The following is a 19411-nucleotide window of genomic DNA, read 5'->3' as shown; positions in this document are numbered from 1 at the left end:
GAGGGTGCCGGCCAGCGGCCGGCACTACCGGGGCATTTTCAACCGCGCGGCTCGTCCGGGCGGCGGAACGGGATCACCACGTAGTCCTGGCCTTCGCGGGGCTGCCACAGCACCGGCACGCGCTTTGGCGCCGGCGGCTCCAGTTCGTCGTCGGCCAGCGGTTCGATCTCGTCCTCTTCGTCTTCCCAGCTGTAGCGCTGGCGAGGTGGCAGCGGGTCGGCGTTGCGGAACAGCAGCGCGGCGATGATGCCGGCGAAGGCACCGCCCATGTGCGACTGCCAGGACACGCCATCGGCGTGTGGCAGGATGGTCATCAGCATGCCGCCGTAGAACAGCATGCCGATCAGGCCGGTGGCGATTGCCGCACGGTCGCGCCGCAGCAGGCCCAGGCTGGCCAGCAGGAACATCAGGCCGTGGGTCACGCCACTGGCGCCCAAATGCACGCTGCCGGGGTTGCCCAGCATCCATGCACCGAGGCCCGAACCCAGCCACAGCAGGGGCAGGGCGCGCACGGTGGCCTTCGGATAGACGCTGCCTGCCAGGGTGCCGAGGATCAGGATGGCGATGCTGTTGGCGACGATGTGCTCGACCGAGGCATGCAGCATCGGGCCGCCGATCAGGCCGAGCAGTCCCTTCGCTTCCAGTGGCGCCACGGCCCAAAGCCGCCAGTCGAAGGTGCCCTGCAGGGCGAACACGGCCACCAGCACCAGCACGGCGGCCAGGTTGACATTGAACGCCCTCAGGATGCGCGAGCGGTCATTGCGGGGGGCCGGTACGTCGCCGGCAGGCAGGGGCGCGTTGTTGTCCATACCTCAGCAATGGCGGTGACTGGCGCGAAACCAAGGCCACCGCGGCGGGAAAGTGGATACGGCCGGCGGGACAATCCCACCGGCCGCGCCGTTCAGCCGTTCAGCCGTTCAGGCTCAGGCCTGGCCTTCGCCCTCCTTCGGCGGGTACTTCAAGCTGAGCACCACGGTGGCGGCGATGATCACCGCCACCACGCCCAGCGAGACCGGGGTCGGGATCTTGAACAGGTCGATGATCATCATCTTGATGCCGATGAAGCCCAGCACCAGTGCCAGCCCGTACGGCAGCAGGTGGAAGCGGTCGGCCATGCCGGCCAGCAGGAAGAACATCGCGCGCAGGCCCAGCACCGCGAACACGTTGGAGGTGAGCACGATGAACGGGTCGGTGGTGATCGCGAAAATCGCCGGGATGCTGTCCACGGCGAAGATCACGTCGGTGACCGCGATCAGGATCAGCACCGCGAACAGCGGGGTGAACCAGCGCACGCCGTCGCGCTTCACGCTCAGTGCGTTGCCGGCATAGTCCGGCAGCAGGCGCAGGTGCTTGCGCATCCAGCGCAGGGCGGGATTGGTCTCCAGGTCCGGCTCCTGGCCGGCGGCGAACCACATCTTCCAGCCCGTGAACAGCAGGAAGGCGCCGAACACGTAGAGCAGCCAATGGAACTGGCTGATCAGCACGCTGCCGGCGAAGATCATGATCGTACGCAGCACGATCGCACCCAGGATGCCGATGATCAGCACCTTCTGGCGCTGCTCCTCCGGCACCGCGAAGTAGCTCATGATCATCAGGAACACAAAGATGTTGTCGACCGCCAGCGCCTTCTCGACCAGGTAGCCGGTCAGGAATTCGAGGCCGACCTTGTTGGCCACCACCTGGCCGGCGGTCTCATTCAGGTAGTACCAGAGGCCCGCATTGAACAGCAGGGCCAGCGCGACCCAGCCGATGGACCACCACAGGGCCTCCTTGAAGGTGACCTTGTGCGGTCCACCATGGCGCATCAACACGAGGTCGACCAGCAGGGCGATGACCACCACCGCTGCGAAGCCGCCCCACAACCACACGTTACCGATCGTCTGCATTGGGAATGTCCGTTGGAAAGATGAATGCCAGGCCGGACGGCGAGGATCTGCAACGGAGGATCGGGAGGGGGATCCAGGGACAGAGCTTCGCCAGTACGGCGAAGGTCTCGCTCGCAGTTCCAGTCGGCTGGAACTGCCGTTGCACCGGAGCCTGCGGGCTCGAAATGACGGCGACAACGTCTGGGAGCTACTCCCCTTCTGGCGCCGATTCTGCCGTCTGGCCCCGCCGCCGTCAAATGGGGGGGAGGCCAGGGGTCGGATCCCCAAAGGGGCTCCGACCCCATCGTCGCCACACCGGGGTCAGAGCCCCTGCGAGGATCCGACCCCGGCGCCCGGTTTACAATGGGTGGATGAATACCCCCCTTCCGATTGTCCGCCTCAAGAATGCGTGGCGTTCCAGCCACCCGTGGATCTTCCAGAAACTGGTCGAGAAGCCGACCGTCCGGCCCAAGCCCGGTTCCATCGTCGACGTGGTCGGCATCGATGGCGAGTTCATTGGCCGCGGGTTCTACAACGGGCACTCGCGCATTGCCGTGCGCATCCTTGAAACCGATCAGAACGTGCCGGTGGATGCCGGCTGGTTCTCGCGCAAGATCGCCCAGGCGGTGTCGCTGCGCCGTGAGGTGCTGAAGCTCGACGCGGTCTCCGACGCCTGGCGCGTGGTGCACAGCGAAGGCGACGGCCTGTCCGGCCTGGTGGTGGATCGCTACGGCGACCTGGTGGTGGTCGAGTTCTTCGCCGCCGGCATGTTCCGCCACCGCGAATGGATCTACGACGCCCTGCGCGAGCAGTTCCCGGGCTGCCGTTACCACAGCTTCGCCGACGAACACGTGCAGAAGCAGGAGAGCTTCGACTTCCACGGCAACACCACCACCGAGGCGTCGGTGATCACCGAGTACGGCATCAAGTTCCGCGCCGACCCGGCCGGCGCGCACAAGACCGGTTTCTTCGCCGACCAGCGCGAGAACCGCGAGTGGCTGAGCCAGCAGGTGGAAGGCAAGAGCGTGCTGGACCTGTGCTGCAACACCGGCGGTTTCGCCGTGTATGCCGCTGCGCGTGGCGCTTCGGAAGTGGTCGGCATCGACATCGATGAGGACGTCATCCAGATCGCCAAGGGCAATTCGCGCCTGAACAACGTGCGCCCGAAGTTCATCCAGTCCGACATCTTCCCGTGGCTGCGCGACGCCGCCAACCGCGGCGAGCAGTACGACGTGGTGATCCTGGATCCGGCGAAGATGACCCGCGACCGCGACCAGGTCATCACCGCGCTGAAGAAGTACCTGGACATGAACAAGCTGGCGCTGGGCGTGGTCAAGCCGGGCGGCCTGTTCGCCACGTTCTCCTGCACCGGCCTGGTGGCCGAGGACCAGTTCCTCGACATGCTGCGCCGCGCGGCCTATTTCTCCGGCCGCACGATCCAGATCCTGAAGGTCGCTGGTGCGGGTCCGGACCATCCGTTCATGGCCCACGTGCAGGAATCGCGTTACCTGAAGGCCGTGTTCTGCCGCGTGGTCGACTGACCGCGGGACGATGTAGAGGCGAGCCGAGCCACCTGATCCTGGGGGCGCCATTTTTTCGAACGCATCGCAATGCGCGGGAAGCTGGCCGCTGGGCCGTGAATACGATTCATGCTCGACTCGCGGTGCCTGGCAGCCGAGCGTGAGCCCGACTCTACAAATCTGCCGGCCGCAGCGCTATGGTCGGGCTCTTCCCATTGCCGGTGAGAGCCCATGCCATCGTTGCGCCACCTGTCCGTCGTGCTTGCCCTGGCGCTGTGTGCGCCGCTGTCGGCTCATGCCATCGAGTTCAGCGCACAGGAACTGGCCCGCGCCAAGGCCCTGCAGCAGCGCCTGGTCACGCTCGACAGCCACCTGGATACGCCGGCCAATTTCGGCCGGACCGGCTTCGACATCGAGCAGCGCCACGACCGCAACGCACTCTCGCAAGTGGACTACCCGCGCATGGTCGAGGGCGCGCTGGACGGCGGCTTCTGGGCGATCTACACCGATCAGGGCGACCGCAGCCCAGCCGCGCACCTCGCCGAGCGTGACCATGGCCTGCAGCGGCTGCTGGAGATCCGCGAAATGCTGGCCGCCAATCCCGAGCGTTTCGCGCTGGCATTGACCGCCGATGACGCGGCACGCATCAAGGCCGCCGGCAAGCGCGTGGTCTACATCAGCATGGAAAACGCCAGCCCGCTGGTGGAAGACCCCAGCCTGCTCTCGTTCTACCACCGTGCCGGCCTGCGCCTGCTCAGTACCGTGCACTTCGCCAACAACGAGTTCGCCGATTCGGCCACCGACCCCAAGGGAGCGGAATGGAAAGGCCTGAGCCCGGCCGGCAAGGGCCTGGTGCAGCAGGCGGTGAAGCTGGGCATCGTGATCGACCAGTCGCATGCGTCCGACGCGGTGTTCGATGACCTGCTGGCAATGATGCCGGTGCCCTTCGTGCTGTCGCACAGCTCAGCCAAGGCGGTCTACGACCACCCGCGCAATCTTGATGACCCGCGCCTGCGCAAGCTGGCCAAGGCCGGCGGCGTGATCCAGGTGAACGCCTATGGCGGCTACCTGATCGACACGGCGAAGACACCCGAGCGCAAGCAGGCCGAGGAAGCGCTGAGCAAGCAGTTGGGTGGCTGGGAAGGCATGGGCATCGAGCAGGGTGTTGCCCTGCTGAAGGCCGAACAGGCGCTGGACCACGAGCACCCGGTGCGCCATGCCAGCCTCGACGACTTCTTCGCCCACTTCGAGCACATCCTCAAGGTGGTCGGCCCCGAGCACGTGGGCATCGGCCTGGACTGGGATGGCGGCGGTGGCCTGAGCGACCTGCCCGATGTCAGCCAGCTGCCGAAGATCACCGCGTGGCTGCTGCGCAAGGGTTACACCGAGCAGCAGATTGCCGGCATCTGGGGCGGCAACCTGCTGCGGGTGATGCGCCAGGCGCAGGACTACGCGGCAAAGCAGGGCGGTTGACCGCCCTGCGGTAGTGCCGGCCGCTGGCCGGCACTACCGGCGATCCGGTTATTTCGCGATCAGCGCGTGGCGACGGCTGTACAGGAAGTACAGCACCAGGCCGGCCACGTTCCACAGCAGGAAATACAGCTGGGTGGTGTGCGGCAGGCTGAGGAACAGGTAGATGCAGCCCAGCGCGGCCAGCGGGCCGACCACGAAGGCCAGCGGCGTGCGGAACGTGCGCTCGCGGTTCGGCTCGCGCAGGCGCAGCACCACCAGGCAGATGCCGACGGCGGTGAACGCGGCCAGGGTACCGGCGTTGGCCAGCGCGGCAATCTCGTCCAGGCGCGCCACACCGGCCAGCGCCGACACCACCACTGCGGTGAACAGCGTGGTCGCCACCGGCGTGCCGGTGCGTGCGTTGACCTTGGACAGGCCACGCGGCAGCAGGCCATCGCGGCTCATCACAAAGAAGATGCGGCTCTGGCCGTACAGGAAGGCCAGCAGCACCGTCGGCAGGGCGATGATCGCGATCACGCCGATCACCATTGCCGCGGTCGGATGGCCCAGCTGGCGCATGATCAGCGCCAGCGGCTCGGCGCTGTGGCCGAACACCGCGTAGCTCATCGCACCGACGGCCGCCAGCGCCACCAGCACGTAGACGATGGTGCAGCCGATCATCGAACCGATGATGCCGATCGACAGGTCGCGGCCCGGGTTCTTGGTCTCCTCGGCGGCGGTGGAGATCGCATCGAAGCCGTAGAAGGCGAAGAAGATGATGGCTGCCGCCGCCATCACGCCGTGCTCGACGCCGTCGGGGCCCATCGACTTGGCGAAACCATACGGCATGAACGGCTGCAGGTTGGCGCTGTCGAAGGCGGGCAGGGCCACGGCGACGAAGATGGCCAGCGCGATCAGCTTGAACACCACCAGGATGGCGTTGAGCGTGGCGCTTTCCTTGGTGCCGGCCATCAGCATGCCGGCCACCAGCCAGGTGATGATGATCGCCGGCAGGTTGATCATGCCGCCTTCCACGTGCGGGCCGGCGGCCAGCCAGGCCGGCAGGTGCACATTCCAGCCGAACTGGGTATGGACCCATTCGAGGAAGCCGACGAAGTAGCCTGACCAGCCCACCGCCACCGTACTCACCACCAGCGAGTACTCCAGGATCAGGCTCCAGCCCACCACCCAGGCGAACACCTCGCCCAGCGCACTGTAGCTGTAGGTGTAGGCACTGCCGGCGGCCGGCATCATCGTCGACAGTTCGGCGTAGGACAGTGCCGCGCAGGCGCAGACCGCACCGGCAATCGCGAAGGAGATCAGCACGGCCGGGCCGGCCAGGTTGGCACCCACGCCGATCAGCGTGTAGATGCCGGTACCGACGATGGCGCCGATGCCCAGCGCGATCAGGTGCGGCCAGCTGAGCGTCGGGATCAGGCGCCTGCCGGCTTCGTGGACGGTGACGGAATCTAGGGACTTGCGCCGGAACAGGGACATGCAGGCCTCGGAAGGGGTGACTAAGAACGACAAGTTCCCGAGTGTGACCGAACGCAGCGCAGCATTACCACTGACCGGGGTCATGCATGGCCGGGCGCGCGCTGCGCCCCGGCCAGGCTGCCGGAATCGGCACAATCCGGCGGTAGCCACCGGTGTGCGTCCGTCCCGGCCGCTGCTACGACTCGATGTTGGCCATGCCGCTGACCGAGTAGCGGTCACCGGCCGCGGCATGCAGCGGGAAGGCCGCGTCCAGTGCGTCCAGCGTGGCCGTGTCCAGTTCCACCTGCAGCGCAGCGAGGTTCTCGTCCAGCCGTGCCCGCCGCGTCGTGCCCGGGATGGGCACGATGTGCTCGCCGCGCGACAGCACCCAGGCCAGCGCCAGCTGCGAGGCGGCGATGCCACGCTCGGCGGCCAGCGCCTGCACGGTATCCACCAGTGCCAGGTTGCGCTGGAAGTTTTCGCCTTCGAAGCGGGGCGAGGTGCGCCGGTAATCGTCGGTGTCGAAGTCATCCGGGCTGCGGATGGCGCCGGTCAGGAAGCCACGGCCCAGCGGCGAATACGGCACGAAGCCGATGCCCAGTTCCTCCGTGGTGGCCAGCACCGCGTTCTGCTCCGGCTCGCGCGACCACAGCGAGTACTCGCTCTGCACCGCGGTGATCGGGTGCACCGCATGGGCGCGGCGGAGGGTGGCCGCCGAGGCCTCGGACAGGCCCAGCCAGCGCACCTTGCCCTGTTCCACCAGACGTGCCATCGCACCGACGGTGTCCTCGATCGGCACGCTGGGGTCGACGCGGTGCTGGTAGTAGAGGTCGATGTGGTCCACGCCCAGCCGGCGCAGGCTGGCCTCGCAGGCGGCCTGCACATAGTCCGGATGGCCGTTGACCTGCCGCGCCTTCGGGTCAGCCGGGTCCAGGCCGATGCCGAACTTGCTGGCCAGGAACACCTGGTCGCGGCGGCCGGCGATCGCGCGGCCGACCAGCACCTCGTTGGTGTGCGGGCCATACACATCGGCGGTGTCGAGCAGGCTCACGCCACGGTCCAGCGCGTGCCGGATGACGGCAATGCCGTCATCGTCACTGCCACGGCCGCCGTAGTAGGCGCTCATGCCCATGCAGCCCAGTCCAAGGGCGGACACGGTGGGGCCGGCAGGGCCGAGAGTACGGGTCTTCATGCGGATCTCCTTAGGGCAAGGGCGCCACGCCTGGAGGGGCAGCGGCGAGGGGCACAGCATCCTCCACGCCATCATGTGGATAAACTGCCGATCACCGGACTTACCTTGAAGGCTGGCTTCACAATGGATGCCGCCGTCCCCCTCACCGCTGTGGTCGCCTTCGTCCACGTGGCCGAGCATGCCAGCTTTACCCGCGCCGCCGATGCCCTGGGCGTGTCGACCTCGGCGCTGTCGCAGAGCGTGCGCGCGCTGGAAGCGCGGATGGGCGTGCGCCTGCTGCAGCGGACCACGCGGCGGGTCAGCCTGACCGAACACGGCGCGCGTTTCCTGCAACGCGTGCGCGGCGGCCTGGACCAGATCGACCAGGCCTTTGCCGAACTGGACAGCGCGCGCTCGGTGCCTGCCGGGCGACTGCGTGTGACCCTGCCGCGCATCGTCGCCGATCGCATGGTCCTGCCGCGGCTGCCCGATTTTCTTGCGCGTTACCCGCAGGTGCAGGTGGAACTGCGCGTCGACCCGGCGCTGACCGATCTGGTGGCCGAGGGCTTCGATGCCGGCATCCGCCTCGGCGAATCACTCGCACAGGGCATGATCGCGGTGCCGGTCGGGCCACCCGAGCGGCAGGTGGTGGTGGCCACGCCGGCCTATTTCGAACGCCATGGCGTGCCGCAGACCCCGCATGACCTGCAGGGCCACGCCTGCATCGTGCACCGGCTGGCCAACGGCCGGCTGATGCCCTGGGAGTTCAGCCGCGAAGGCCACGACCTGGACGTGCAAGTGAGCGGGCGGCTGGTGTTCAACGATGCCGGCGTCGCCCATGGTGCCGTGCTGGCGGGTCTGGGCATGGCCCAGGGCTTCGCCTCGTTGATGGCCGACGACATCAACGCTGGGCGACTGCAGAGCGTGCTGCAGGACTGGCAGCCGCCATTCCCCGGCTTCCACCTGTACTACCCCGCGCGTGAGCAGATGGCGCCCAAGCTGCGGGTGTTCATCGACCACCTGCGCGCGGAGATGCACGACCGGTAGATGCCAACCTTGGTTGGCATGCTTCAATCGACCACGCGCGCCGCTACGCCTCCCGGCCAATGGCAGCCATCCTCCTGCCACGCCTTGCCGTCATCGTGGAAGGTGGTGCGACGGCCATCACGGGCGCGTTCGTAGCTCAGGTCCAGCACCAGCGCGCCCTGCGTGCTCAGCAGGTAGCGGCCGTTGAGGCGCCCATCGATGCGTTCTTCCCAGACGCTGTCGAACTGGTACGGGCGGTCTTCGTCCAGCACCGTCGTTTCCTGCGACACCCGTTGCAGCTGCAGGCGGCCGCGCTGCCCGGCGTACTGCACGTCGGCGCTGCCATCGTCCAGCCAGCGCCACAGCAGGTGGATGCCGTCGTTGCGACCGCCCGTCAGGCAGCGATGGTCCTGCACGCTGGCCGCTGCGGTGTCGGCCAGAAGCCCGATGAACACCAGCACCAGCGCGCGCCGGATCATCCGTTCAGCCCCAACCGGATGCCGAACCCGATCAGGAACAGGCCGGCCACCCGGCGCAGCGCATCGCTGATGCGCGGATGCTGGATCAACCGGCGGCGGGCCAGGTTGCCCACGCCGATCAGCATCGAGCAGTAGGCGATGCTGACCACCAGGATGATGCCGGCCAGGGCCGCGAAGGTCGCGATGCCCTGGTGCGCCTTCGGATCGATGAACAGCGGCAGGAAGGCCATGTAGAACAGGATCGCCTTCGGGTTGAGCAGGCTGACCAGGATCGCCTGCTGGAAGTAGCGGCCCGGCTGCATGCGGATCGGACCAGCATCACCGCCCTCGTGCTTCGGCGTGCGCAGCAGGCTGATGCCCACCCATACCAGGTAGGCCGCACCCAGGTACTGCACAGCGTGGAAGACCAAGGGATTGGCCTTCAGCAGTGCGGCCACACCGGCCAGCGCCAGCCACATCAGGATCTGGTCACCGACCAGCAGGCCGGCCAGTGCGGTGTAGCCGCCGCGCACGCCGCCCCGGCCGGTGGCGGTCAGCAGGGTGAAGGTGCCGGGGCCAGGCAGGGCGAGAAACACCAGCACGGCGACCAGAAACGTCCACAGGTCCTGGATGCCCATCCACGGCATGGCGGTGTTCTCTCTTACGGGGGGCCGCCATTGTCGGCCAGCACCGGGGTGGGCGACAGGGGGCGGGGAAGTCCATCTGGCATGCCAGACAGCAGCGGTTGCAGGTGCTGGCGCAGCTGCGCGTGCAGTTGCCGTACCGCGGGCGAGAACTGCTTGCGGTGCGGGCATACCAGCTGCAACGGAATGCTGCTGCCAACACCGTCGAGCAGCAGCTGCAGGCGCCCGGCCAGCACGTCCTCGCGCAGGTCCAGCCAGGACTTGTAGGTGATGCCTTCGCCGGCCACCGCCCAGCGCCGCACCACGTCGGCGTCGTCGCAGACCAGCGGGCCGCGCACCGGGATCACGGTGCGGCGCCCGTCGACCTCGAACGACCAGCGATCGTAGGCACGGCCACTGAGCTGGTAGACCAGGCAATCGTGCTCGCGCAGTTCGTCCAGGCGCACCGGCGTGCCCCGTCGCTGCAGGTAATCGGGCGACGCCGCGAGCACACGACGGTTGCCTTCGAGCAGGGGCAGGGCGACGTAGCTGGCGTCGTCGAAGTGGCCGATGCGGATCGCCACGTCGACCGGGTCGCGGAACACGTCGGCCACTTCATCGGACAGCCGCAGGTGCAGGCGCAGCCGTGGATGCGCGGCTCGGAACGCGGTCAGCCACGGCAGCAGCAGGTTGCGACCAAAGTCCGACGGTGCCGACAGCTGCAGCGTGCCATGCAGTTCGGCGTCCTCGCCCTGTACGCGGGCCCGCCCTTCGCGCAGGGTAGCCAGTACCTCCTGCGCATACGGCAGGTACAGCGCGCCCTCGCCGGTCAGGCGCAGGCTGCGGGTGGTACGTACGAACAGGCGCAGGTCCAGTTCGCGTTCCAGCCGCGCCACGGCAGCAGCGACCTGGCCGGGTAACAGATCGGCCTCGCGGGCCGCCTGCGAGAAGCTGCCCAGTGCGGCCGTGCGGACGAACAACTGCAGGTCGTCGAAGCGGATCATCTTCATTGCCGGAGTGAAAGTGCTGCCCGATTCTGCGCCTTTCTGAGCGACCGTGCGCGGCGCAACCTGTGCACTCCTTCCCCACTGGACCGCTGCCATGCGCGCCATTGCCTACACCCACGCCGGCCTGCCGATCGACGACACCCGGGCCCTGATCGATATCGAACTGGAACTGCCGCAGCCCGGCCCACGCGACCTGCGGGTGGCGGTGCGCGCGGTGGCGGTGAACCCGGTCGACACCAAAGTCCGCCGCGGCGTGGCCACCGACGGCCCGCGCGTGCTGGGCTGGGATGCGGTCGGCGTCGTCGACGCGGTGGGCAGCGAAGTCACCCTGTTCCAGCCTGGCGACGCGGTCTACTACGCCGGCGTGATCGACCGCCCGGGCAGCAATGCCGAGTACCAGCTGGTGGACGAGCGCAGCGTCGGCCGCAAGCCGGCCAGCCTCGATGATGCCGCCGCCGCCGCGCTGCCACTGACTGCAATCACCGCCTGGGAGCTGCTGTTCGACCGCCTGCGCATCCCCGAGGGCGGTGGCGAAGGCCAGACCCTGCTGGTGATCGGTGCGGCCGGCGGTGTCGGTTCGATCCTGGTGCAGCTGGCGCGGAAGCTGACGAAACTGACGGTGATCGGCACCGCATCGCGCCCGGACACCCAGGACTGGGTGTATGCGATGGGCGCGCACCACGTGATCGACCACAGCCTGCCGCTGGCCGAGGGACTGGCACGGCTGGGCATCAGCGAGGTGCAGCACGTGGCCAGCCTGACCCACTCCGACCAGCACTACGCGCAGATCGTGGAGCTGCTGGCGCCGCAGGGCCAGTTCGGCCTGATCGACGATCCGGGCCAAGTGGACGTGATGGCGCTCAAGCGCAAGGCACTGTCACTGCACTGGGAGTCGATGTTCACCCGCCCGCTGTACAAGACCGCGGACATGCAGCGCCAGCACGACCTGCTGAACCGGGTGGCCGAGCTGATCGATGCCGGCGTGCTGCAGACCACCCTGGGCGAGCATTTCGGGCGCATCGACGCGGCCAACCTGCGGCGCGCGCATGCGCTGCTGGAGAGTCACCGCGCCAAGGGCAAGATCGTGCTGGAAGGCTGGTAACGCTGGTTGTTCCCGCGCCCTTGGGAGCCGCTCGTGGGGTCAGATCCCCTTCCCGTTGGGAAAGGGATCTGACCCCTGCCTCAGGCCACGCCATTGTCGACGTGTTCGGCGAAACCGGGCTGCTGGCGCAGGCGTTCGAACCACGCCGCGAGGTGTGGCAGCGCGGGCTTGTGGCCGGGCGTGCTGCGCCAGCGCTGGGTCGACAGCCCCAGCACGATATCGGCGAGGGTAAAGGTGTCGCCCGCCACATAGCCGTCGGAAGCGGCCAGCTGTGCATCAAGCACCCCCATCAACCGGTTCCACTGCGCCAGGCTGGCCTCGGCGCGGGCATCGTCCGGGTAGTCCGGATGCTGGCGCACGCGCGCCATGAACACATGGCGCCAGGCGCTGTTGAGGTCGCTGGACTGCCAGTCCATCCACTGCTCCACCCGGGCCCGGGCCTGCGCTGCTGCGGGCAGCAGGTCGTCACGGCCGGCGCGGGCGGCCAGGTAGCGGCAGATGCTGTTGGATTCCCACAGCACGAAGTCGCCATCGCGCAGGACCGGTACCTGCCGGTTCGGATTCAGTGCGGCCAGCAGGTCCGCGGGTGGCGCAGGCTCGTGGCGCGGGGGCAGATCCAGCCCCGCGCACAGCCACAGCACCTTGCGCACGTTGATGGAGGTGGGCTTTCCGTACAGAGCGAGCATGGTCCTGGCGCAGCAGCTGAGACTCCGCCAGCCTACACTTGCCCCATGCAAACCGAATATCTGCTCATTGGCGGCCTTCTATTGGCCGTGCTCATCCTGCAGCTTGTCGCCCTGCTGCGCCGCCCGCCGCACGACCGCCTCGAACAGGCGGTGCGTGAGGAGGCGCGCGCCGGGCGCAGCGAGCTGCGCGAACAGCTCGATGGCTTTGCCCGCGCGCTGACCGATCTGTCCACCCGCACCGACCAGCGCCTGGACCTGCTGCGCGAGGCGCTGGGCGAGGACGCCCGCAAGGCGCGTGCCGAGGCGGCGGAGAGCCAGCAGCGTGGCGCCGCACTCATGGGGCAGCGCCTGCAGGAACTGCGCGGCCAGCTGGAAACCTTCGGCCAGCAGCAGGAAGCGCGCATCCACGCCTTCGGCCAGCAGCTGCAGGAACTCACCGGGCGTACCGACACCCAGCTGGGCGCGCTGCGCCAGACCCTGGTGGACGATGCGCGCAAGGGTCGTGAGGAAGGTGCGCAGTCGCAGCAGCGCCTGACCGAAAGCCTTGGCCTGCGCCTGCAGGAACTGACCCAGCGCAACGAACAGCGCATCGCCGAGATGCGCGCCACGCTGGAAGAGCAGCTGCGCGCGCTGCAGAACGACAATGCGCAGAAGCTGGAGCAGATGCGCCACACCGTGGACGAAAAGCTGCAGTCGACGCTGGAAACACGCTTGGGCAACTCCTTCAAGCTGGTTTCCGAGCGCCTGGAACAGGTGCAGCGCGGTCTTGGCGAGATGCAGCAGCTGGCCACCGGCGTTGGCGATCTCAAGCGTGTGCTGACCAACGTCAAGAACCGTGGCAGCTGGGGCGAAGTACAGCTGGAGAACATCCTCGAACAGACGCTCACCCAGGAACAGTACGCGCGGGCAGTGAAGGTACGCCCGGACAGTGGCGAGATGGTCGATATCGCGGTGCGCCTGCCGGGCCGCAGCAGTGACGACACGCCGGTGTGGCTGCCGATCGACTCCAAGTTCCCGCGCGAGGACTACGAGCGCCTGCTCGACGCGCAGGAACAGGGTGACGCCGAGGGCGTGCGCTTGCAGGGCATCCAGCTTGAACGCGCGGTGCGCGTGCAGGCCAAGTCGATCTGCGACAAGTACATCGCGCCGCCGCACACCACCGACTTCGCGGTGATGTTCCTGCCCACCGAAGGCCTGTATGCCGAAGTGATCCGGCGCCCGGGCCTGGTCGACCTGTTGCAGCGCGAGCACCGCGTGGTGGTGGCTGGACCGACCACGGTCACCGCGCTGCTCAACAGCCTGCAGATGGGCTTCCGCACGCTGGCCATCGAGCAGCGTTCCAGCGAGGTGTGGAGCCTGCTGGGTGCGGTGAAGAGCGAGTTCGGCAAGTTCGCCGGCATTCTCGAGAAGGCCGAGAAGCAGATCACCACGGTCGGCCGCAGCATCGGCGAAGCCAGCCGCAAGACGCGCACCATCGAACGGCGCCTGCGCGGCGTGGAGTCGCTGGCGTCAGAGCAGGCGCAATCCCTGCTGGGCGGCCTGGCCGATGCTGATGCCACGGCCGAGGACGAAGGCGACGAAGGCGACGAAGCCTGAGCTACGTCGACACGCCGCCTGCATGGTCGATGCGTATGCTGGCGGCCTGTCCTACTGGATCAGGTAACGCCATGCGCCTGCGCCTCTGCACCAGTCTCATCCTGACCGCGCTGCTTGCCGCCTGCAGCAGCGCACCGCCGGCTGCCAATCCGGCGGCGGCACCTGCCGCAGCCACCAGCCCCGAAGCGGCCGAGGCCTACCGCGAAGCGCGCGATGTGGACTGCCAGGCCGCTGGCGGCACGCTGCAGCGGCTCGGCCGCCTGCAGCGCGAGCAGTGCGTGATTCCCTATGCCGATGCCGGCAAGGCCTGCAGCCGCAAGAGCGACTGCACGGGCCAGTGCCTGGCCGGAGCAGAGGTGGCCGCCGGCAGTGCCGCCACCGGCACCTGCCAGCGCGATGCCCGCCAGAACTTCGGCTGCCGCCAGCGCATTGATGAGGGCAAGGCGCAGGGCATGATCTGCGTGGACTGATCGTAGTGCCGGCCGCTGGCCGGCAGCCCCATGAACCCTTGCGAACGATCGCACGATTGCCGGCCAGCGGCCGGCACGACCGACATCGCGCGGCGCTATGCTGGTGGGCCATTCCCCCGCTGTTGCCGGAGCCCCCGCGTGAGCACTTCGATCCAGGACATTTCCCTCACCACCATCGACGGCCAGCCGTCCTCGCTTGCCGACTACCAGGGCAAGGTACTGCTGCTGGTCAACGTCGCCTCCAAGTGCGGCTTGACCCCGCAGTACGAAGGCCTGCAGGCGCTGTATGCGGAAAAGCACGCACAGGGCCTGGAAGTGCTGGGCTTCCCGGCCAACAACTTCCTCGGCCAGGAGCCGGGCAGCGAAGCGGAGATCCAGCAGTTCTGCCAGCTCACCTACGATGTCAGTTTCCCGATGTTCTCCAAGATCAGCGTGGCCGGTGACGACACCCACCCGCTGTACCAGCAGCTGACCGCTGCGCAGCCGCAGTCGATCGGCGAAGGCCCGCTGCGCGAGCGCCTGGCCAGCAAGGAGATTCCGATCCACGCAGCGCCGGCGGTGCTGTGGAACTTCGAGAAGTTCCTGGTCGGCCGCGACGGCAAGGTCATCGCCCGCTTCGCCCCGGACGTGGCGGCTGACGACGCGCGCCTGCGCGAAGCCATCGAAGCCGCGCTGGCTGCCTGATCGGCCGGGGTCGGATCCCTTTCCACGGGAAAGGGCTCCGACCCCACCCACGGCGCCAAAGAAAAACCCCGCCGAGGCGGGGTTTTTCATGCGTCGCTGAAAGGACTCAGTGCGTCCACTGCGGCATCGGCATCGCATCGACCGGGATCGGCGAATTGGCGTCGTCGTGGCCACGCTCGCGCTTGCTGCGCAGATCGTTCTCGATCTGGTAGTTGCGACGCTGCATCCATGCATCGCGCACCAGCGAGTACTCGTCCACGGCAGTGTCACGCAGGTCGTCGATCGCCAGCAGCTGCGCGCGGGTATCGACCAGCTGCAGGCCCTGCAGGCCGATGCGGACCTTGTCCTCTTCGATACGGCGGATCGGCGACAGCGGAATGTCGCCGGCCAGGCCGAACACGTCGCGCACGGTACGCGGGCCGAAGAACGGCAGTTCCACGTAGCGCGAACGACGCCAGCCCCAGGCACCCAGGGTCTGGCCGAAGTCCTCATTGCGGCGCGGTACCATCGCCTTGCTGGCCGGATCGAACAGGCCACCGATGCCCAGCGTGCTGTTCATCAGGAAGCGGCCGAGGCTGTCCCATGCATCGGCACCGCGGCCCTGCAGCAGCTGGTTGGTGATGGTCACCGGCGCGCGCAGGTTGCTGAAGAAGTTGCTGACGCCGGTGCGGGCGAAGCGCGGCACCACGTGGGTATAGGCGGTTGCCAGCGGACGCGCGACGCCGCGGTCGACCGCGTTGTTGAACTTGTGCACCTTGCGGTTGAATGGTTCCCACGGATCGTAGGCCGCTGCGTTGGTGGTGTTGCCGGCACCGCCATAGAGGGCATCGAAGTCGTCATCGCCACCGGGCGCGGTGGCGGCTGAGGTCTTCGCCGCGCTGCCGTCGCCGCTGTCGGTGGGCGCAGCCGGCGACGATGCGGCAGCAGCCGGCGGATTGGCCACCGGCGCGACCGGAGCAGCGTCAGCCGTGCCGGCATCGGTGGCCGCGACGGCGGGCGAGGTGGAAGAACTGGCCGGGACCACGGTGCTGGCTGCCGGTGCATCGCTGCGCGCGGGCTTGCCGGCACAGGCCGTGAGGGCGGTGGCCAGGACGATCAGGGGGAGAGTGCGCACGACGTTCATGTCAGCTCGCAGCAGAAGTAGCGTTGAAATCCAGGTTGGGCGACAGCCGGTAGGCCGCGCTCAGTTCGTTGTAGCCAGCCGGCGCGCCGGTGATCACCAGCGGATGGCCGGCCTTGCGCGCACGTGCCGCCAGCTCGGCCAGCAGGGCCAGGCCGGCGCTGTCCACGCGTTCGACCTCAGCCAGATCCAGCCGTGCCAGCTTTGCCGGCAGGGCCTGCAGCTGCGGCCATAGCGCGATCACCGCAGCGCGGTCGAGCACCCCGCGCAGGCGCAGGGTGTCGCCTTCCAGCAGCGCCAGTGCGTTACTTGCCATTGCCCGCGGGCCCGGCCTGCATGCTGCCGCTGTGCAGCTCGCTGGCCACCTGCTTGATGCCCTTCTGGCGCAGCGGGGTGTCGAACTGGTTGCGGAACGTCTGCACGTAGGAGATGCCTTCGATGTTGACGTCGAAGATCTTCCACTGGCCGTTCACGTTGCGCATCCAGTACTCGACCGGGGTCGGCTCGCTGCCGGCACGCACCAGCTCGGTGCTCACGCGCACGCCGCGGTTGCCCGGCAGCGGGCTTTCACCCTTCAGGCGGAAGCTCGGCTTGCCCTGGATGTTGAGCAGGGTCGAACCGTAGCGCTGCATGAGGCTGTCGGCCATGGCATCGGCGAACAGCTTGATGTCGGCATCCGAGGCACCACGGGCGTGCGGGCCCAGCACCAGGCGCGCGGCATAGTCGCGGTCGAAGGTGCGGTTCAGTTCGCTGTCGATGTAGTTGCGCAGGCTGGCCGGGTTGCTGCCGAATTCGCTCCTTCGCTGCTGCAGGGTGGTGAGGATGCGCGTGCTGGCATCGATCACCACCTTGCCGGCCTGGCCCTGCGCCGCGGCAGCGGCGGGGGCGGCGGCCTGGGCCTGGGCGAGGAACGGAGTAGCTACCAGCAGCGCCGAGGCGAGCAGGGCCGGGATCAGTTTCATCTTCATGGTTGCGGTTCCGTTGCAGGCGCCTGCGCGCCATCGTTGGGCTTCTGAGCAGCGCCGCCACCGGCGCCGCCACTGAACATGTACTTGCCGACCAGCTGGATCAGGTCAACCGCCGGCTGGGTGAAGACAATTTCGTCGCCGGCCTTCAGCACGTCCGGATCACCGCCCGGCTGCAGACCGATATAGCTCTCGCCGAGCAAACCACTGGTGAAGATGCCGGCCGAGGTGTCCGCCGGCAGGTCCTTGACCTTGCTGTCCATGCGCAGGGTCACGATCGATTCGAACTTCACCGGGTCCAGGTCGATGGAGGCGACCTGGCCGACGGTGACGCCGCCGATCTTCACCGGCGCCTGCTTGCGCAGCTGGCCGACCTGGGAGAAGCGCGCCTTCAGCTCGTAGCCCTGGCTGCCCCAGCTCCAGCGCTGGTTGGTCGAGGCCACCGCCAGCACCATCAGCGAGGCCAGGGCCAGCAGCAGGAAAGCGCCGACGGAGAATTCGAGTCTGGGACCGCGGATGGCCATGTGGATTACCTGATCGAGTCGTGGTGGCCGCGCGCGCCTGCGCACCGCCGGTGGAGGGGTTAGGTGAACAACATTGCCGACAGAACGAAGTTGAACATCAGCACCAGCAGCGAAGCGTTGACCACTGCACGGGTGGTCGCCACCGACGTGCCTTCGATGGTCGGCTCGGCATGGAAACCAACATAGGCGGCGACCAGCGCGGCGGTGCCGCCGAAGATCGCCGACTTCAGCATCGCCACGCCGAAGTCATCCCAGAAATCGACGCTGTTGCGCAGCGCCGACCAGAACACGCCATTGTCCAGGCCCAGCACGTGCACGGCCTCGAAGTAGCTGGCACTGATCGCCAGCGAGCAGAAGATGCCGGTCAGCAGCGGCACGGTCAGCACCGCCGCCCAGAAGCGTGGCGCCACGGCCTTGGCCACCGGGTCGATCGCCATCAGCTCCAGCGCCTTGATCTGGTCGGTGGCGCGCATCAGGCCCAGCTCGGCGGCGATCGAACTGCCGGCGCGGCCGATGAACAGCAGCGCGGTCAGCACCGGCGCCAGCTCGCGGTACAGCGACAGGCCAAGCAGGGTCGACAACGCGTCGGCCGCGCCGAAGGTGGTCAGCGTGCGGTAGCCCTGCAGGGTCAGCACCAGGCCGACGAAGGCGCCACCGACGGCGATGATCGGCAGCGAGCGCGCGCCGATCTTGTAGATCTCGCGGGTCAGCTCGGCCAGGAAATCACGGGTCGGCAGGGAACCGCGCAGCACGGTCAGCGAGAACAGCCCGGCGCGGCCCAGCGAGCGGGTGGCTTGGACGAACGGCATCAGGCAACCCTCGCGCGTGGCGCGGCATCGAACGGAATCGGGCCATCCGGCTGGCCATGCAGGAACTGCCGCAGCAGCGGATCCTGGCTGGACTGCAGTGCCTCGGGCGTCCCCTGGAACACGACGCCGCCATTGGCGATGGCGATCACCTGGTCGCAGATCGGCAGAGTCTCGTGCACGTGGTGGCTGACGATGATGCTGGTCAGGCCCAGGCTGTGGTTGAGGCGCTGGATCAGGCTCATGATCACCCCGGAGGCGATCGGGTCCAGCCCGGTCAGCGGCTCGTCGTAGATCATCAGCGGCGGGTCCAGCGCCAGCGCACGGGCCAGCGCCACACGGCGCGCCATACCGCCAGACAGCTCGCGCGGCCAGGCGTCGGCGGCGGCCAGCAGGCCCACCGCATGCAGCTTCATCTCCACCAGCCGGCGCAGCACGGCGGCCGGCAGGCGGGTATGCGTACGCAGCGGCAGGGCGACGTTCTCGGCCACGGTGAGGTCGGTCAGCAGACCATTGCCCTGCAGCAGCACGCCCACGCTCCTGCGCATCTCCAGCAGCGCGCTGCTGTCATGCGGGATCGGCTTGCCGAACAGGGTAACGTCGCCGGCCACCGGTCGCAGTTCGCCGGTCAGCGCCGCCAGCAGGGTCGACTTGCCGCTGCCGGAGGGGCCGAGCACGGCGGTGATGCTGCCCTGCGGCACCTGCAGCGACACGTCACGCAGGATCGTGCGTCCGCTCCGGTCGATGCGGACGTTGGACAACTGCACCAGACTGGAGGTGGAAGCCGACATGGGCACCATTAACGTTTTTTAGACATCGAAGGATCGGGCCAGCCGGCTGAACATAAGCAGACTGGACGG

21 protein-coding genes are annotated in these 19411 nt (G+C 68.0%); 7 read left to right on the top strand and 14 right to left on the bottom strand.

Annotation, left to right across the window (positions count from 1 at the left end; all coding sequences use genetic code 11):
* Nucleotides 1–38 precede the first annotated feature (38 nt).
* Both AC5P9P_RS14510 and AC5P9P_RS14505 read right to left on the bottom strand, forming a co-directional pair.
* Nucleotides 39–809: a rhomboid family intramembrane serine protease gene (locus AC5P9P_RS14510; RefSeq protein WP_184013939.1), complete on the bottom strand. Its 771-nt coding sequence runs from the start codon at nucleotides 807–809 to the stop codon at nucleotides 39–41.
* 114 nt (nucleotides 810–923) lie between these two features.
* Nucleotides 924–1886: a TerC family protein gene (locus tag AC5P9P_RS14505; protein WP_010487446.1), complete on the bottom strand. Its 963-nt coding sequence runs from the start codon at nucleotides 1884–1886 to the stop codon at nucleotides 924–926.
* Nucleotides 1887–2236: 350 nt separating this feature from the next.
* Between AC5P9P_RS14505 and AC5P9P_RS14500 the strand changes: the two genes are divergently transcribed.
* Together AC5P9P_RS14500 and AC5P9P_RS14495 are read left to right on the top strand one after the other, a co-directional pair.
* On the top strand, nucleotides 2237–3406 hold the full coding sequence (locus tag AC5P9P_RS14500) for a class I SAM-dependent rRNA methyltransferase (RefSeq protein WP_495232887.1): 1170 nt from the start codon (nucleotides 2237–2239) through the stop codon (nucleotides 3404–3406).
* Nucleotides 3407–3616: 210 nt separating this feature from the next.
* Nucleotides 3617–4858, top strand: coding sequence for a dipeptidase (locus AC5P9P_RS14495; protein WP_033833558.1), 1242 nt, complete (start codon nucleotides 3617–3619; stop codon nucleotides 4856–4858).
* 48 nt (nucleotides 4859–4906) lie between these two features.
* Here AC5P9P_RS14495 and AC5P9P_RS14490 read toward each other — a convergent pair whose 3' ends face one another.
* Together AC5P9P_RS14490 and AC5P9P_RS14485 are read right to left on the bottom strand one after the other, a co-directional pair.
* Nucleotides 4907–6334: an amino acid permease gene (locus AC5P9P_RS14490; RefSeq protein ID WP_005411719.1), complete on the bottom strand. Its 1428-nt coding sequence runs from the start codon at nucleotides 6332–6334 to the stop codon at nucleotides 4907–4909.
* A gap of 175 nt (nucleotides 6335–6509) precedes the next feature.
* A complete protein-coding gene (locus tag AC5P9P_RS14485; RefSeq protein ID WP_049402903.1) occupies nucleotides 6510–7505 on the bottom strand; it encodes an aldo/keto reductase in 996 nt (331 codons plus the stop codon).
* A gap of 123 nt (nucleotides 7506–7628) precedes the next feature.
* On the opposite strand from AC5P9P_RS14485, the gene AC5P9P_RS14480 reads away from it, so the two are divergent.
* Nucleotides 7629–8531, top strand: a complete 903-nt coding sequence (locus tag AC5P9P_RS14480; RefSeq protein WP_495232886.1) for a LysR family transcriptional regulator — start codon at nucleotides 7629–7631, stop codon at nucleotides 8529–8531.
* A 23-nt stretch (nucleotides 8532–8554) separates the two neighbouring features.
* Here AC5P9P_RS14480 and AC5P9P_RS14475 read toward each other — a convergent pair whose 3' ends face one another.
* Genes AC5P9P_RS14475 through AC5P9P_RS14465 form a run of 3 tightly spaced genes read right to left on the bottom strand, consistent with a single transcriptional unit; the run spans nucleotide 8555 to nucleotide 10601 of the window.
* The gene (locus tag AC5P9P_RS14475) at nucleotides 8555–8989 is read right to left on the bottom strand and encodes a hypothetical protein (protein WP_495232885.1); all 435 of its coding nucleotides are present in this window, start codon (nucleotides 8987–8989) and stop codon (nucleotides 8555–8557) included.
* Nucleotides 8986–9615 carry a leucine efflux protein LeuE gene (leuE, locus tag AC5P9P_RS14470; protein WP_495232884.1) on the bottom strand — a complete coding sequence of 210 codons (630 nt, stop codon included), beginning with the start codon at nucleotides 9613–9615 and terminating at the stop codon, nucleotides 8986–8988. Before leuE ends, AC5P9P_RS14475 begins: the two co-directional genes overlap by 4 nt.
* A 14-nt stretch (nucleotides 9616–9629) precedes the next feature.
* Complete coding sequence (locus tag AC5P9P_RS14465) at nucleotides 9630–10601, bottom strand: LysR family transcriptional regulator (RefSeq protein WP_049402899.1); 972 nt, start codon at nucleotides 10599–10601, stop codon at nucleotides 9630–9632.
* Between the two features lie 91 nt (nucleotides 10602–10692).
* On the opposite strand from AC5P9P_RS14465, the gene AC5P9P_RS14460 reads away from it, so the two are divergent.
* Nucleotides 10693–11700, top strand: a complete 1008-nt coding sequence (locus AC5P9P_RS14460; RefSeq protein ID WP_049426874.1) for a zinc-binding alcohol dehydrogenase family protein — start codon at nucleotides 10693–10695, stop codon at nucleotides 11698–11700.
* Nucleotides 11701–11780: 80 nt separating this feature from the next.
* On the opposite strand, the gene AC5P9P_RS14455 is transcribed toward AC5P9P_RS14460, so the two are convergent.
* Nucleotides 11781–12386 (bottom strand): glutathione S-transferase family protein, encoded by a 606-nt coding sequence (locus AC5P9P_RS14455; RefSeq protein ID WP_049432471.1) that lies wholly within the window; start codon nucleotides 12384–12386, stop codon nucleotides 11781–11783.
* Between the two features lie 45 nt (nucleotides 12387–12431).
* Between AC5P9P_RS14455 and AC5P9P_RS14450 the strand changes: the two genes are divergently transcribed.
* From AC5P9P_RS14450 to AC5P9P_RS14440, 3 genes are all read left to right on the top strand, one after another.
* Nucleotides 12432–13982: a DNA recombination protein RmuC gene (locus tag AC5P9P_RS14450; RefSeq protein WP_049432474.1), complete on the top strand. Its 1551-nt coding sequence runs from the start codon at nucleotides 12432–12434 to the stop codon at nucleotides 13980–13982.
* Nucleotides 13983–14053: 71 nt separating this feature from the next.
* Nucleotides 14054–14452 (top strand): hypothetical protein, encoded by a 399-nt coding sequence (locus tag AC5P9P_RS14445; protein ID WP_495232883.1) that lies wholly within the window; start codon nucleotides 14054–14056, stop codon nucleotides 14450–14452.
* Nucleotides 14453–14590: 138 nt separating this feature from the next.
* Nucleotides 14591–15136 (top strand): glutathione peroxidase, encoded by a 546-nt coding sequence (locus tag AC5P9P_RS14440; RefSeq protein WP_005411710.1) that lies wholly within the window; start codon nucleotides 14591–14593, stop codon nucleotides 15134–15136.
* Nucleotides 15137–15242: 106 nt separating this feature from the next.
* Here the strand turns inward: AC5P9P_RS14440 and AC5P9P_RS14435 are convergent, their stop codons facing one another.
* The 6 genes from AC5P9P_RS14435 to AC5P9P_RS14410 are packed head-to-tail and all read right to left on the bottom strand — an operon-like array spanning nucleotide 15243 to nucleotide 19342.
* The gene (locus AC5P9P_RS14435; protein ID WP_005414957.1) at nucleotides 15243–16259 is read right to left on the bottom strand and encodes an MlaA family lipoprotein; all 1017 of its coding nucleotides are present in this window, start codon (nucleotides 16257–16259) and stop codon (nucleotides 15243–15245) included.
* A gap of 1 nt (nucleotide 16260) precedes the next feature.
* On the bottom strand, nucleotides 16261–16572 hold the full coding sequence (locus AC5P9P_RS14430; RefSeq protein ID WP_005414956.1) for an STAS domain-containing protein: 312 nt from the start codon (nucleotides 16570–16572) through the stop codon (nucleotides 16261–16263).
* Nucleotides 16562–17224 (bottom strand): MlaC/ttg2D family ABC transporter substrate-binding protein, encoded by a 663-nt coding sequence (locus tag AC5P9P_RS14425; protein ID WP_049417748.1) that lies wholly within the window; start codon nucleotides 17222–17224, stop codon nucleotides 16562–16564. Before AC5P9P_RS14425 ends, AC5P9P_RS14430 begins: the two co-directional genes overlap by 11 nt.
* A complete protein-coding gene (gene mlaD / locus AC5P9P_RS14420) occupies nucleotides 17221–17745 on the bottom strand; it encodes an outer membrane lipid asymmetry maintenance protein MlaD (RefSeq protein ID WP_005411706.1) in 525 nt (174 codons plus the stop codon). The genes AC5P9P_RS14425 and mlaD overlap by 4 nt, the downstream gene beginning before the upstream one ends.
* Nucleotides 17746–17804: 59 nt before the next feature.
* The gene (locus AC5P9P_RS14415) at nucleotides 17805–18554 is read right to left on the bottom strand and encodes an MlaE family lipid ABC transporter permease subunit (protein ID WP_005414955.1); all 750 of its coding nucleotides are present in this window, start codon (nucleotides 18552–18554) and stop codon (nucleotides 17805–17807) included.
* On the bottom strand, nucleotides 18554–19342 hold the full coding sequence (locus AC5P9P_RS14410) for an ABC transporter ATP-binding protein (protein WP_049432486.1): 789 nt from the start codon (nucleotides 19340–19342) through the stop codon (nucleotides 18554–18556). The genes AC5P9P_RS14415 and AC5P9P_RS14410 overlap by 1 nt, the downstream gene beginning before the upstream one ends.
* Nucleotides 19343–19411 lie beyond the last annotated feature (69 nt).

This window comes from Stenotrophomonas sp. YJH_SMC_14-1 (assembly GCF_059372275.1).
Note: the sequence above shows the minus strand (reverse complement) of the source record. Positions and strands in the feature narration are given on the sequence as shown.